Below are 14,291 nucleotides of genomic sequence, written 5' to 3'. Positions count from 1 at the left end.
TTCCCTCGGCAAACCAAGGAGTCCGAGCGTGCCACGTGCTTTCGCCGCTGTCCTGCTCTCTTCCGTGCTCGCCCTCGGCGCCTGCACCACGCCGGCGCCACGCACCGCCGCCATCGCCCCGCCCACCCGCCCCGCTGCCTGGGGCCCGCCCGAGGCGCTGGTCGCGCCCTCCTCCTTCTCGGGCGTGCACGGCCTCGCGATCGACCGCCGGGGCCGGCTGCTCGCCGGCACGGTGGTCGGCAACCAGCTGTGGGAGGTCGACCGCCGGACCGGCGCCGCCCACGTGCTGATCGATGCGCCCGACGGCCAGGCCGACGACATCGCGATCGGCCCCAAGGGCGAGCTCGCCTGGACCAACTACCTGATGGGCATGGTGCGCCTGCGCGAAAACGACGGCGCGCCGATGCAGGTGCTCGCCAAGGACCTGCCCGGCATCAACTCGCTCGACTTCGACCGCAGGAACGGCAAGCTCTACGCCTCCCAGGTCTTCCTCGGCGATGCGCTGTGGGAGATCGACGTCGCCGGCCAGAAGCCGCCGCGCCTGATCAAGAAGGACATGGGCGGCTTCAACGGCTTCGAGGTCGGGCCGGACGGGCTGCTCTACGGCCCGCTGTGGTTCAAGGGCCAGGTGGTGAAGATCGACCCGGCCGATGGCCGGCTCACCGTGATTGCCGACGGCTTCCAGGTCCCGGCCGCGGCCAACCTGGACGGCAAGGGCAACCTGTGGGTGGTCGACGCCCGCAGCGGCGAGCTGGTGCGCGTGGAACTGGCCAGCGGCCGCAAGACGGTCGTCAGGCAGTTCAAGCCCTCCATCGACAACCTCGCGATCGCGCCCGAGGGGACGATCTACGTCTCGAACATGGCCGACAACTCGATCGAGGCCTTCGAACCGGAGACGGGCACCTCGCGCCTGCTGACGGGCGGCAAGCTGGCAGTGCCGGCTGGCCTGAAGATCGACGGCGACGCGCTCTTCGTGGCCGACATCTTCAGCTTCCGCCAGGTCGACGCGCGGACCGGCGAGGTGCGCGACATCTTTCGCATGCAGCGCGATCCCGAACTCGATTACCCCTTCGGCGTCGGCCTCTCGGCCACGCAGATCGCGCTGTCCTCCTGGTTCACCGGCTCGGTGCAGCTGGTGGACCGCAAGACCTGGAAAACCACCGCCATCCTGCACGGCCTGAAGGCCCCGGTGGACGCGATCCCGATGCCCGACGGCAGCCTGGTGTACGCCGAGCTCGCCACCGGCAGCGTGACCCGCGCGAGCGGCCCGAAGTTCGAGAACCGCCAGCTCATCGTCAGCGGCCTGGGCGGCCCCGTGCAGATGGTGCTCGGCCACGACGGCGCCCTCTACGTCACCGAAGCCACGGGCAAGCTCACGCGCATTCCGCTGGACGCCAGTGCCCCGCTGCGCGTGCTGGCCGACGGGCTCGCGCTGCCCGAAGGCCTGGCCCAGACGCCCTGGGGCAGCTTCATCGTCGCGGAAAGCGCCGCGCGGCGGCTGGTCGAGATCGATCCGTCGAACGGCAAGCGGCGTACGGTGGCCGAGAACCTGCCGATCGGCCTGCCGCCGGGCCCGGGCCTGCCCCCGCCTTACGTGCCGACCGGCGTGGCGGTGGGCGCCGACGGCAGCATCTACCTGTCCGCCGACCGCAACAACGCGCTCTACCGGATCCGGCCGCAGCGCTGATCGCCGGCCTCCGCGCGCCCAAGGCGTGGCCAGGCCGGCCTCGCCACGCATAGCCAATTGGCGCAAGCCGCACGCCGAGGGGTGCGCCTGGAGTGGCGCATGCAGTACACCCACGAGCACCTCGAGATCCAGAAGACGCTGCGGCGCTTCATCGACGAGGAGATCAACCCGCACGTCGACGAGTGGGAGGCGGCCGAGAGCTTCCCCGCGCACGAGGTGTTCGGAAAGCTCGGTGCCCCGGGCCTGCTGGGCCTCAACAAGCCGGAGGACTACGGCGGCGCAGGCCTCGACTACTCCTATGCGATGGCGATGGCCGAGGCTCTGGGCCACGTGGGCTGCGGCGGCGTGCCGATGGCCATCGGCGTGCAGACCGACATGTGCACGCCGGCGCTGGCGCGCTTCGGCAGCGACGCGCTCCGGCGCGAGTTCCTGGCCCCCGCGATCGGGGGCCTGACCGTGGGCTGCCTCGGCGTCAGCGAGCCCGGCGCCGGCAGCGACGTGGCCGGCCTCAAGAGCCGCGCGCGCGATGGGCATCGCCAAGCGGCCGCCGGGGGATCGAGCGCCCTGCGCCCTCCCCTTCGCCTGCCCCGCTGACGCCCGGTACGTGGAAGTCCGTACAGTACTGGTCAGCCAGCAGTCAGGCTCCGGGAACGACCCTCGAAGGCTCCAAAACGAGGGTAGAGACAATGCGTATCAAGAGTCAGGCTGACTTCTATTCGGGAGTCATGTTCACAGCGGTGGGCGGGGCGTTTGCCATCGGCTCCACCAGCTACACCATCGGAGACGGCGCCCGCATGGGGCCTGGCTACTTCCCGCTGATGCTGGGCGTGCTGCTGGCATTCCTGGGGGTCGTCATCATGTTCCAGTCGCTGGTGGTGGAGACGATCGACGGCGACAAGATCGGCAAGTGGGCCTGGAAGCCGCTGTTCTACGTGATCGCCGCCAACCTCGCCTTCGGCGTGCTGCTGGGCGGCTTGCCCAGCATCGGGCTGCCGGCCATGGGCATGATCCTCGCGATCTATGCGCTGACCATCATCTCGAGCCTCGCCGGCTCGCACTTCAAGCTGCGCGACGTGCTGATCCTCGCCACCATCCTGGCGGCCGGCAGCTACGTGGCCTTCATCTGGGCGCTCAAGCTTCAGATCCAGGTCTGGCCTACCTTCATTTCGGGCTGAGAGACACCATGGACCTGATTCAAAACCTCGCGACCGGCTTCGGCGTCGCCTTCACCTTCACCAACCTGCTCTATTGCCTGGTCGGCTGCATTCTGGGCACGCTGATCGGCGTGCTGCCGGGCATCGGCCCGGTCGCCACCATCGCCATGCTGCTGCCGGCCACCTACGCGCTGCCGCCGGTGTCCGCGCTGATCATGCTGGCGGGCATCTACTACGGCGCGCAGTACGGCGGCTCGACCACCGCCATCCTGGTCAACCTGCCCGGCGAGTCGTCGTCGGTGGTGACCTGTATCGACGGCTACCAGATGGCCAGGCAGGGACGCGCGGGTCCCGCCCTCGCGGCCGCCGGCCTGGGCTCCTTCTTCGCCGGCTGCGTGGGCACGCTGATCCTGGCCGCCTTCGCGCCGCCGCTGACCGAACTGGCCTTCAAGTTCGGCCCGGCCGAGTACTTCTCGCTGATGGTGCTGGGCCTGATCGGCGCCGTGGTGCTGGCCTCGGGCTCGCTGCTCAAGGCGGTGGCGATGATCGTGCTGGGCCTCCTGCTGGGCATCGTCGGCACCGACGTGAACTCGGGCGTGGCGCGCTTCAGCTTCGACATCCCCGAGCTGACCGACGGCATCGGCTTCGTGGTGATCGCCATGGGCGTGTTCGGCTACGGCGAAATCATCGGCAACCTGTCGCAGCCCGACGACGAGCGCGAAGTGTTCACCTCCAAGGTCAAGGGCCTGTGGCCGACCAAGGACGACTTCAAGCGCATGGCGCCGGCCGTGCTGCGCGGCACCTTCCTCGGCTCGGCCCTCGGCATCCTGCCGGGCGGTGGCGCACTGCTGGCAGCCTTCGCCGCCTATGCGCTGGAGAAGAAGATCAAGATGCGCCCCGGCGAGGTCCCCTTCGGCAAGGGCAACATCCGCGGCGTGGCCTCGCCCGAGTCGGCCAACAACGCCGGCGCGCAGACCTCCTTCATCCCGCTGCTGACGCTGGGCATTCCGCCCAATGCCGTGATGGCACTGATGGTGGGTGCCATGACCATCCACAACATCCAGCCGGGCCCGCAGGTGATGACCAGCAACCCCGAGCTGTTCTGGGGCCTGATCGCCTCCATGTGGATCGGCAATGCGATGCTGATCATCCTGAACCTGCCGCTGATCGGCATGTGGATCAAGCTGCTGACGGTGCCCTACAAGTTCCTGTTCCCGGCCATCGTGCTGTTCTGCGCGATCGGCGTGTACTCGACCAACAACAACACCTTCGACGTCTGGATGGTCGGGATCTTCGGCTTCGTCGGCTACCTCTTCCTCAAGCTGCGCACCGAGCCGGCCCCGCTGCTGCTGGGCTTCATCCTGGGGCCGATGATGGAAGAGAACCTGCGCCGCGCGCTGCTGCTGTCGCGCGGCACCTGGAGCGTGTTCGTGACGCGGCCCCTGTCGGCCGGCCTGCTGGTCGCGGCGCTGCTGCTGCTGGGCATCGTGCTGCTGCCTTCGATCAAGGCAAAGCGGGAAGAGGCGTTCGTGGAGGATTGAGCGGCCCGGCAACGCCGCTGCGCGCGGCGTTCCCCGAGCGCGAAGGCCGCCTTGAAAGGCGGCCTTTTTGCTGGTCACATGCGGCGATTCATGGCGCCGGTCGCTTGAAACCGATGTTGGCGCGAGGCCGCTCGGCTCAGGCGATCATGAGCTCGAGATCGGCCGCGAGCTCGGCCGGCGTCGGCATCTGCAACAGCTTCCCGGCCGACAGCCCCAGCGCCTCGACGACCTCCGCGGGCCAGCCGGGGCCTGCCGGGTCTTCCTGGCGATCGACCGCCACCCGCCACACCGCCAGGTGGACGACACCGGACAGCGGGTCGAAAGGCTGCAGGCTCAAGGGCCGCGCGAACCCGCCCAGCGCGGTGACGAACTCGTCGGAAAAATTCCAGCGCGAGGCCAGCCGGGCGCTGACGTCACCGAAGTGGTAGCCGAAGGCCTGCTCTTCGGTGCCCAGGCGCTTCACGGTATCGATCGGACAGGCGGCGTTGAGGGGGCCCATCTCCTCGGGCATGACGATGCACATGATCAGGTGGCCGATCGCATGCATGCTGCCCACGGTGAAGGCGAGGTTCGGGTCGACGGCGCGCGACTCGCCGGCCAGGTGCCGGGCGGCGGACGCGACGCGCAGGCTGTGGCGCCAGAAGCCGGGCAGATCCACATGCGGGACCTTCTTGAAGGCGCCCGTGAGGTTGGAGCTGATCACCAGCGTGCGGATGGCGGACAGGCCGAGCATGCGGATGGCCTCCTCCATGGTCGAGATCTTCCGGCGCACGCCGTAGAAGGGAGAGTTGGCCAGGCGCAGCATCTTGGCCGTCAGCACCTGGTCGACGTCGATCTTGCGGGCCACCTGCGACAGCGTTGCGTTGTCGTTGCTCAGGACCTCGATCAGGTCGCGAACCACCTTCGGGACCGAGGGCAGCGAATGGTTCTCGGCGAACAGCTCGTCCAGGCTTGCTGCGGTCATGCTCGGTGCTCGGAATGGATCTGTCGGGGGCCTCCATTCTCCTACAGCGCTGGGGCGCTATCCCCCACTGAAATCAGGTGAGGCCGGGGAGATCGCTTTGGATGTGCGCGCGACGGAGCGGCGTCACGGCGCGGGATTCGGGCCCCAGCCGCCGTAGGCACCAGGCAGGCATGCAATCAGCGTGCGAAGGGATCATCCGCGTTTCAAAAACGCGGGAAGTACTACTCGCTCGCACTCGAAATCGACGTGGCTTGAACTTCTGCTGTCTTTGCTGCTGTGGCTTGCATGGCTACGATCCGCACCGCCAATGAAGTGGATGCGGCGGCAAGACATCGTTGCCCACGCACTCCCTTTCATTGAATCGCGCCGCTGCGTGCCGAGGGCACGCAGCGAGAAGATCAAACAACCAGGGAGAACCCATGGCAAGCCGTCAACGGCGCGCACGCGTGCGCGCTGCGCTTTCAGTTCCATTCGCTCGAAGTCGGAAGAAGCTCAGATCGCCAGCTAAGCGTCACCCCATGAAAAGTTTTTCAAATCGCCTGATTCTTCTTGCAATCTGGATGTGCGCTGCCATAGGGGCTAACGCTGCCGAAGAGTCGTCGGAATGTGGCTCTCGATGGGGAAACATTGCTTTCGATGTCAACTGCAAAGTCCACTGTTGAAATCAGGCTGAAAAATCGGCGAATCGACGGCAACTTGTCGCCGAATGAGAAGCTTCTGCTGGCGCAGGACTGCCCTTGGGGAGAGCCCCCGTGCAGTCTCATGGAAGCGATCGGCATCGAGGTTTCGGGACATGCGCTATTTGTTCCTCGATCTGTATACCGTGGACTTTCCAATGTGCGTACAGTGAAACTGGCGTCCCATGGTCCATTGTTTCGAATGACATTGCGCGGGGCAGACGCGTCGGAAAGTTATCTCGTGAAATCGAATTCGATCAGTCTCGGATTCTCAGGAGACAGATCTCGAGTGCTTTGGCTCCAAACGATATCATGGAGGAATTCATCTATCGCCGCCAGACAGAATACTTGAACAAGTAAGTCGGCCTGCTCGGCATTCGGAGGTCATTCACTTTGTGAGGACGGGCGCGAGATCTTTCGTATCGATCGATAGCACGCCAGCCCCCATCGCCGCTGACCCGCTCCCCGTTCTCAGCGATCGAAGCAGTTCCCCCTTCAAGGCGCCACGTAATCCGACACCACCTTCCACTTCCCGTCCACGATCTGCGACAGCCGCGACTGGTCGTTGCCCAGTCGCTTGGTGGCGGTGTAGGTGCTCTTGGGTGCGCCGAACATGTCGGGCTCGAAGGTCATGGTGTCCATCGCCTTGACGAAGCTGTCGGTCGTGAGATTGGGACCGGCCTTCTGCGCGGCCTTGATGAAGGCGTCGATGATCGAATAGCCGTAGACCGAGAACACGGTCGGGTCTTCGTTGAACTTGGTCTTGTACTTGTTGGCCCAGAAGCGCAGCGGCTGCGAAGCCTCGTCCAGGTAGGGATGCTGCGCGGTGTGGGTGGCGTAGATGCCGTCCATGGCCTTGCCGCCCAGCTTGTGGATCAGGTCGGTGTAGGCCGCGCTGGAGCCCAGGAAGACCGGATTGAAGCCGGTCTTGCGGGCCTCGCCCACGGTGCCGATGGTCTCGCGGATGATGGTGCCCAGCACCACCAGGTCGCAGTTGGCTGCCTTCATCTTCGCGACCTGCGATGAGAAGTCGGTGGCGCCGCGCTTGTACGAGGTCTTCTCCGTCAGCTCCATGCCCACGGTCTTCAGGCCGGCCTCGGCGCCGCGCTCCACTTCCAGGCCGAACTCGTCGTCCTGGTAGATGGTGCACACCTTCTTGGCGCCCTTGTCCTTGATCATTTTGGGCAGCGCCAGCCGGATCTGGTCGTAGTAGGTGGCGGCAAAGGAGTACTTGAGCCGGTGGAGCGGCTCGTACATCTCGCGTGCCGCGGTGATGGGGAAGAAGTTGACCACGTTCTTCTCGAACTGCACCGGCATCGCCGCCATGTTCTGGGCGGTGCCGAGGTGGCCGGCCATGATGAAGATCTTGTCCTGGTTGACCAGCTTCTGCGCCGCCAGCACGGCCTTCTTGGGGTCGTAGCCCGAGTCCTCGACGAAGAGCTTGAGCTTGCGGCCGTTCACGTCGCCCTGCTCGTTGAGCTCGTCCACGCGCAGCTGCATGCCGTTTCGCGCCTGCTTGCCGTAGCCGGCGAGCGGACCGGAGAGGTCCTGGATGGTGCCGATGCGGATCTCGTCCTTGGTAACACCCTGCGACTGCGCGCCGGCCAGGCCGGAACTCAGTGCAAGACCGGCCATCGCGGCCAGCGGGATCAGAGCCTGGATCTTCATCGCGTGTCTCCTCGGTCGCAAAAAAACTAGGCGTACATGGCGTCGATGCGCTCGCGGTACTTGGCCTGCACGAGCTTGCGCTTGAGCTTCATGGTGGGCGTGAGTTCTTCGTCTTCGGCGCTGAGCTGGGTCTCGAGCAGGAAGAACTTCTTGATCTGCTCGACGCGGGCGAACCTGGCGTTGACGCGGTCGATCTCGGCCTGGATCAGGTCCTGCACTTCCTGTGCGCGCGTGAGGCTCTGGTAGTTGCTGAAGGGCACGTCGTGGTCCTGCGCGAATTTCTCGACGTTCTCCTGGTCGATCATGACGATCGCCGTGAGGTAGGGCCGGGCGTCGCCGATCACGACGGCGTCGGTGATGTAGGGGCTGAACTTCAGCTCGTTCTCCAGCTCGCTGGGCGTGACGTTCTTGCCGCCTGCCGTGATGATGATGTCCTTCATGCGGTCGGTAATGCGGAAATACCCGTCCTCGTCCATGGCGCCGACGTCGCCGGTGTGCAGCCAGCCATCGGGGTCGATGGCTTCGGCGGTCTTCTCCGGCAGATTGAGGTAGCCCATGAAGACGTTGGTGCCGCGCACCAGGATCTCGCCCGTGGCGGGGTCGATGCGCACCTCGTTGTAGGCCGCGGCCGGCCCGATCGAGCCGGGCTTGATGCGCCCCGCCGGCATGCCGGTGGCGGCGCCGCAGGTCTCGGTCATGCCCCACACCTCGAGCATGGGGACGCCCAGCGCGAGGTACCACTTGACCAGCTCGGGCGAGATCGGCGCCGCGCCGGTAACGAGGTAGCGCGAACGGTGGATGCCGATCAGCTTGCGCACGTTGTCCAGCGCCAGCCAGCGCGCGAGGCGGAACTTCAGGCGAAGGCCGGCGCCCACCGGCTGGCCGGCCAGCACGCGCTCGGCGATGGCGCTGCCCACGCCGATGCTCCAACCGTAGGCCGCCTGCTGCAGGCCGCTGGCTTCCTTGAGGGCGATCATCACGGCCGAGTAGAACTTCTCCCACACACGCGGCACGGCGGTGAAGACGGTGGGTGCGATCTCGCGCACGTTCTCGGGCACGGTCTCGGGGTTCTCGACGAAGTTGAGGATGGCGCCGGTGTACATCGCGAAGTACTCGCCGCCCAGCCGCTCGGCGATGTGGCACAGGGGCAGGAAGCACATGCGCTCATCGTGCGCGTCCTGCGCGACCAGGGTGTTGTAGCCGCGCACCGTGTAGACCAGGCCGCGGTGGGAGTGCATGGCGCCCTTGGGCTTGCCGGTGGTGCCGGAGGTGTAGACCAGGATCGCCAGGTCTCCGGGCGTGCAGCCGGTGATGCGCTGCTCCAGCTCCTGGGCATGGCCCTGCAGATGCTCGCGGCCGAGGGCGCGCAGGGCCTCCAGGCTCATGACGTCCGGGTCGTGCAGATCGCGCAGGCCGTTCATGTCGAACACGATCACCTTGCGCAGCAGCGGCAGGCCGGCGCGCACCTCCAGCGCCTTGTCGAGCTGCTCGTCGTCCTCGACGAAGAGCACGGTGGTGCGCGAGTCCTCGCAGAGGTAGTGCACCTGGGCGGCGGCATCGGTCGGGTAGATGCCGTTGGCCACGCCGCCGCAGCTGAGCACGGCGAGGTCGGCCAGCACCCATTCGACCACCGTGTTGGCCAGGATGGAGGCGCATTCGCCGGGCGCGAAGCCGAGCGCCATCAGGCCGCCGGCGATCTCGCGCACCGCCTCGGCGGTCTGGCGCCAGCTCCAGCTGCGCCAGATGCCGAATTCCTTCTGCCGCATCCAGACCTGGTCGCCGCGCATCGCAACGGCGTTCCAGAAGACGGACGGGACGGTGTCCCCCGGCACGATCAGGTCATGGCACGGCTGGATGCCGCTGGTGTCCCAGAGTCCCTGCATCGCCTTCACCTCCAGGTCTTCTTTTTCTTCCAGCGCCGCTCGCCGCGCACGCCCTCGTCCTTGAGGCCGAGGTAGAACTCCTTGATGTCCTCCTTCTCGCGCAGGCGCTCGCAGCTGTCTTCCATCACGATGCGGCCGTTCTCCAGCACGTAGCCGTAGTCGGCGGCGTTGAGCGCCATGTTGGCGTTCTGCTCGACCAGCAGGATGGTGGTGCCGCGCTCGCGGTTGATGCGCACCACGATCTCGAAGATCTCGCGCGTGAGCTTGGGCGAGATGCCGAGGCTGGGTTCGTCGAGCAGGATCAGCCTGGGCGCGGCCATGATGGCGCGCGAGATGGCGAGCATCTGCTGCTGGCCGCCGGAGAGCAGGCCGGCGTGCTGCGCGGCGCGCTCGCGCAGGATGGGGAAATAACCATAGACGGTCTCGATGTCGCGCGCGACGCCGTCGCGGTCGCTGCGGGTGTAGGCGCCCATCAGAAGGTTGTCCCTGACCGACAGCAGCGGGAAGACTTCGCGGCCTTCGGGGACGTGGCAGAGGCCCTGCTGGACGATCTGCGCGGGGTCCTGGGCGGTGATGTTGCGCCCCTCGAATTCGATGCTGCCCTTTCTCGGGTCGATGATGCCGGAGATGGTCTTGAGGATGGTGGTCTTGCCGGCGCCATTGGCGCCGAGCACGGTGGCGATCTCGCCCTGGCGCACCTTCAGGCTGACGCCGCGGATGGCCTTGATGGGGCCGTAGGCGCTCTCGACGTTGAGCAGTTGGAGGACGGTGTCGCCATCATTCATGAGGCCTCCTCCTCAAGCTGCTGAGATCGTCCACCGCCCCCAGATACGCCTCCACCACCCGCGCGTCCGACTGCACCTCGCGCGGCGTCCCCGACGCCAGCGCCTCGCCCATGTTCATGGCCAGCACGCGGTCCGACACCTTCGACACCAGCGACATGTCGTGCTCCACCATCAGCACCGAGATCCCGAGTTCCTGCTGGATGTCCTGGATCCAGAAGGCCATGTCCGCCGTTTCCTCGACATTGAGGCCCGACGAGGGCTCGTCCAGCAGCAGCAGCTTCGGCTCGGTGCACAGAGCCCGCGCCAGCTCCACCACCTTGCGCACGCCGTAGGGCAGCCCGGCCACCATCGCATCGCGGTGGTGCTGCAGGTCCAGCAGCTCGATCACGCGCTCGACCTTCTCGCGCGCCTCGATCTCGGCGCGCCGCGTGCCCGGGGTGAAGAAGACCTCGCGCCAGAAGCCGGTGCAGCGGTGCGTGTGGCGGCCGATCAGCAGGTTGTGCAGCACGGTCGCATGCTCGAAGAGCTCGATGTTCTGGAAGGTGCGCGCGATGCCCAGGGCCGCGATCTCGTGCGGCGCGTGGGCGGTCAGCGCCGTGGGCGCATCGCCCCCGCCATGCCACAGGATCTCGCCGGTGGTCGGCGTATAGATGCGGCTGATGAGGTTGAAGACCGTGGTCTTGCCGGCGCCGTTGGGCCCGATCAGCGTGAACACCTCGCCGCGCCGCACCTCGAAGCTCACCTTGTTGACCGCCAGCACGCCGCCGAAGCGCACGCTCAGTTCCCTGGCCGAGAGCAGGACATCGGCGTTGACCGCCGCCGGGCCGCCCGAAGTCGGACGGGCCTGCGCCTGCGCGCCCGGCGCAGCAGACAAGGTCGCAAGCCCGGGGGCCGTCGTCATCTCAAGCGGTCCGACTTCGTGAAAGCCTTCTGCCGCCTGAACAGCCCCCGGCGGTAGAACGGAAAGAGCTGCAGGTACGTGCGCACCTTGAGCCAACGCCCATACAGCCCCAGCGGCTCGAAGAGCACGAAGCCGATCAGCACCAGCCCGTAGACCAGCCCCTGCAGCCCTGGCGCCTGGCCGATCGCCGGCGGCAGCCAGTCCTTGCCCAGCGAGATCAGCTGCGGCATCGCGATCAGGAAGATCGCGCCCAGAAAGGCGCCGTGCACCGAGCCCAGCCCGCCGATCACCACCATCAGCAGCAGGTCGATGGACTGCACGATGTTGAACTGGTCCGGCGCGATGAAGCTCAGCTTGTGCGCATAGAGCGCCCCGCCCAGGCCCGCCAGCGCGGCCGAGATGGCAAAGGACATCGTCTTGTAGCGCGCCAGGTGGATGCCCATGCTCTGCGCGGAGATCTCCGAATCGCGGATGGCAACGAAGGCGCGGCCGGTGGGCGAACGCAGCAGGTTCAGGATCGCGAAGGTGCACAGCACCGCGATCAGCAGGCACACCACGTAGAAGTTCTCGCTGGAGCCGATGTCCAGCCCGAACAGCTGCGGCGAGTTCACGTGCAGGCCCGAGTTGCCGCCGGTCACGCGCTCCCAGCGCGCGAAGACCTCTTCCACGATGAAGCCGAAAGCCAGCGTCGCGATGCCCAGGTAGATGCCCTTCACCCGCAGTGCCGGCAGCCCCACCACCACGCCGACCGCGGCCGACAGCGCCGCCGCCGCACCCAGCGCCAGGGGAAAGGGCACGCCCGCGTTGGCCAGCACCGCCTGCGTGTAGGCACCGGTGCCCAGGAAGGCCGCATGCCCGATCGAGAACTGCCCGGTGAAGCCGGCCAGCAGCATCAGCCCAAGGCCGACGATCCCGTAGATCAGCACGAAGGTCAGCTGCGCGAGCCAGTATTCAGGCAGCACCCACGGCGCCGCGATCAGCGCCGCGCCGAGCAGCCCGTACCAGAACACATGGCCGCCGTGCCTGGCGAGCGCGATGTCCTGCGCGTAGCTGGTCTTGAAGATGAAGCGCATCAGGCCTGGCGCCGGGCCGCCCCAAGGCAGGCCTGCGCCACCTCGAGGGGCAGCGAGTCCATGAAATGACGAGCGTGGGGGCACATGTCCTAGACCTTCTTCCGCAGCTTCTCGCCGAAGAGACCATTGGGCCTCACCATCAGCATGACCAGCACCACGATGTAGGGCGCCGTGTCCTTGAAGCCATCCGGGAGGTAGAAGCCCGCGAAGGACTCCACGATGCCGATCACCAGCCCGCCGACGATCGCGCCCGGCAGGCTGCCGAAGCCGCCCACCACCGCCGCCGGGAAGGCCTTGAGCCCGATGAAGCCCATGTTGGCGTGCACGAAGGTGATGGGCCCGAGCAGCATGCCGGCGATGGCCGCCACCGCGGCCGCCAGCCCCCACACCAGCCCGTTGAGCCGCTTGACCGGAATGCCCATGTAGTAGGCCGCCAGCTGGTTCTGCGAGGCAGCCTGCATCGCGATGCCCAGCTTGCTGTAGCGGAACATCGCGTAGAGCAGCCCGCACAGGACGGCGGTGGCGCCGACGATCACCGCCTGCTCCACGTTGACCACCAGCGCGCCGAGCTTCCAGATCTCGTCCTTGTAGGGCACCGGGAGGCTGTGCGTGTCGGTGCCGATGGCGGGGATCATGGTGATCAGCCCGCGCGCCACGTAGCCGATGCCGATGGTCAGCATCACGATCGAGAACTGCGGCTGCCCGAGGATGGGCCGGATCACCACCAGCTCCAACAGCACGCCGAACGCCGCCATCGCCGCGATCGCCAGCAGCGCCGCCCCCCAGAAGGGCAGGCCCACCAGCGACATGGCGGCAAAGGCGCAGAAGGCGCCCAGCATCATCAGCTCGCCCTGGGCGAAGCTCACCGTCTCCGTGGCCTTGTAGATCAGCACGAACCCCAGCGCGATCAGGCCATAGATGCAGCCTTGCGCAATGCCCGAGAGCAGGAGTTGGAGGATTTGAAGCAACGGGGCCTCGAAGGGGTTGGCGGTTTATATCGGTCGCCTGCCCGTGCCGCGCACAGGGTTGTCCCGCATGGCGCGGGCGGTCGCCGGCCGCCGCCTCTTACCGGTGCACCGCGAGGCGGCGCGAGCCCGCGAGGATGTCGCTGGGCCGCAGGCCGTACACCTGCCGGATCGAATGGCTGAAGTGGGTGGAGTCGGGGTAGCCGGTGTCGAGCGCGATGTCCGTCAGGCTGGCCGCCTGATCGACGTGGTACAGCAGGCTGCGCGCGCTTCCAGGCGCGGAAGGCGCGGAAGGTGACGCCGGTCTGCTACTTGAACAGGTGGAGGAAGCGCGAGAAGGACAGGCCCACTGCGGCGGCGCACGCCTCCGCCGGGCTCGGCGCGGCCGGGTCGGCGACGATGCGCTCGATCACTGCGCGGATGCGGGCGTCGAGCACGGGCGGCGGCAGCGTGGCGCCGAAGAAGAGCGCGTCGAAGTCGGGGAAGCTCGCCGGTCCGTCCTGGTCCGCGAGCGCAAGCAGGCGCGCATGCCCGTCCCGCACGCGTTGCGCGAAACCGGGTGCATCGACCGGCCCGCAGTGACGCAGAAAGGACGGCAGGCGCGCCCTGTCGAGCGACTCCGATTCGAGCAGCAGGTTGAGGATCTGCGGATGCGCCGTCGCGACCTGGTGCGACACGCGGGCCGGCACCACCAGCACCTCGCCGCAGTGCCAGGCCCCGCCGGCCACGCGCATGCGCAGCGGCTCGCCGGTGGGAGAGACATAGACGCCATGGCCGCCCAGGCTGCGATACGAGGTCGCGCCCAAAAGGCCGGCGTAGAACACGCGCGTGGGGCCGAGCCACATGAGCCGCCCCTCGCTGCTGCGCAGTGCCGTTGTCGTTCGCCGGGCTGCCACGGTGGGCGTTCTCCTGTGCCGGTCGCGGGGCCGGGACGGCATCGCGACGGTTCATCGTAGCGGGGCGGGGCGGGCGGACGGGCGAAGCAACGCAGGG

11 protein-coding genes and 1 pseudogene are annotated in these 14,291 nt (G+C 67.2%); 4 read left to right on the top strand and 8 right to left on the bottom strand.

What is annotated here, in order from left to right:
• The first annotated feature begins 28 nt into the window (after nucleotides 1–28).
• The 4 genes and pseudogenes from J2739_RS08375 (at nucleotide 29) to J2739_RS08360 (ending at nucleotide 4,382) form a co-directional block, all read left to right on the top strand.
• Nucleotides 29–1,687 carry a Vgb family protein gene (locus J2739_RS08375; protein ID WP_309900434.1) on the top strand — a complete coding sequence of 553 codons (1,659 nt, stop codon included), beginning with the start codon at nucleotides 29–31 and terminating at the stop codon, nucleotides 1,685–1,687.
• A 99-nt stretch (nucleotides 1,688–1,786) separates the two neighbouring features.
• A pseudogene (locus tag J2739_RS08370) lies at nucleotides 1,787–2,239 on the top strand (acyl-CoA dehydrogenase family protein); the annotation flags it as partial.
• A 134-nt stretch (nucleotides 2,240–2,373) separates the two neighbouring features.
• Nucleotides 2,374–2,862 (top strand): tripartite tricarboxylate transporter TctB family protein, encoded by a 489-nt coding sequence (locus J2739_RS08365; RefSeq protein WP_309900433.1) that lies wholly within the window; start codon nucleotides 2,374–2,376, stop codon nucleotides 2,860–2,862.
• An 8-nt stretch (nucleotides 2,863–2,870) separates the two neighbouring features.
• Nucleotides 2,871–4,382 (top strand): tripartite tricarboxylate transporter permease, encoded by a 1,512-nt coding sequence (locus tag J2739_RS08360; protein WP_309900431.1) that lies wholly within the window; start codon nucleotides 2,871–2,873, stop codon nucleotides 4,380–4,382.
• Between the two features lie 136 nt (nucleotides 4,383–4,518).
• On the opposite strand, the gene J2739_RS08355 is transcribed toward J2739_RS08360, so the two are convergent.
• The 8 genes from J2739_RS08355 to J2739_RS08315 form a co-directional block, all read right to left on the bottom strand.
• Nucleotides 4,519–5,346 carry an HDOD domain-containing protein gene (locus J2739_RS08355; RefSeq protein ID WP_309900429.1) on the bottom strand — a complete coding sequence of 276 codons (828 nt, stop codon included), beginning with the start codon at nucleotides 5,344–5,346 and terminating at the stop codon, nucleotides 4,519–4,521.
• Nucleotides 5,347–6,518: 1,172 nt separating this feature from the next.
• Complete coding sequence (locus J2739_RS08350; protein ID WP_309900427.1) at nucleotides 6,519–7,691, bottom strand: ABC transporter substrate-binding protein; 1,173 nt, start codon at nucleotides 7,689–7,691, stop codon at nucleotides 6,519–6,521.
• 26 nt (nucleotides 7,692–7,717) lie between these two features.
• Nucleotides 7,718–9,574: an AMP-dependent synthetase/ligase gene (locus J2739_RS08345; RefSeq protein WP_309900425.1), complete on the bottom strand. Its 1,857-nt coding sequence runs from the start codon at nucleotides 9,572–9,574 to the stop codon at nucleotides 7,718–7,720.
• Nucleotides 9,575–9,579: 5 nt separating this feature from the next.
• Nucleotides 9,580–10,359, bottom strand: a complete 780-nt coding sequence (locus J2739_RS08340; protein ID WP_309900424.1) for an ABC transporter ATP-binding protein — start codon at nucleotides 10,357–10,359, stop codon at nucleotides 9,580–9,582.
• Nucleotides 10,352–11,260 carry an ABC transporter ATP-binding protein gene (locus J2739_RS08335; protein WP_309900422.1) on the bottom strand — a complete coding sequence of 303 codons (909 nt, stop codon included), beginning with the start codon at nucleotides 11,258–11,260 and terminating at the stop codon, nucleotides 10,352–10,354. Before J2739_RS08335 ends, J2739_RS08340 begins: the two co-directional genes overlap by 8 nt.
• The gene (locus tag J2739_RS08330; RefSeq protein WP_309900420.1) at nucleotides 11,257–12,333 is read right to left on the bottom strand and encodes a branched-chain amino acid ABC transporter permease; all 1,077 of its coding nucleotides are present in this window, start codon (nucleotides 12,331–12,333) and stop codon (nucleotides 11,257–11,259) included. Before J2739_RS08330 ends, J2739_RS08335 begins: the two co-directional genes overlap by 4 nt.
• A gap of 89 nt (nucleotides 12,334–12,422) precedes the next feature.
• The gene (locus J2739_RS08325) at nucleotides 12,423–13,301 is read right to left on the bottom strand and encodes a branched-chain amino acid ABC transporter permease (RefSeq protein ID WP_309900419.1); all 879 of its coding nucleotides are present in this window, start codon (nucleotides 13,299–13,301) and stop codon (nucleotides 12,423–12,425) included.
• Nucleotides 13,302–13,606: 305 nt separating this feature from the next.
• Entirely contained in the window at nucleotides 13,607–14,194 is a 588-nt protein-coding gene (locus J2739_RS08315; protein ID WP_309900417.1) for a hypothetical protein, read from the bottom strand.
• Nucleotides 14,195–14,291 lie beyond the last annotated feature (97 nt).

It is taken from the genome of Variovorax soli (genome assembly GCF_031454625.1).
Classification (GTDB): Bacteria; Pseudomonadota; Gammaproteobacteria; order Burkholderiales; family Burkholderiaceae_C; genus Variovorax; species Variovorax soli_A.
This window is presented reverse-complemented; position numbering and strand designations above follow the sequence as displayed.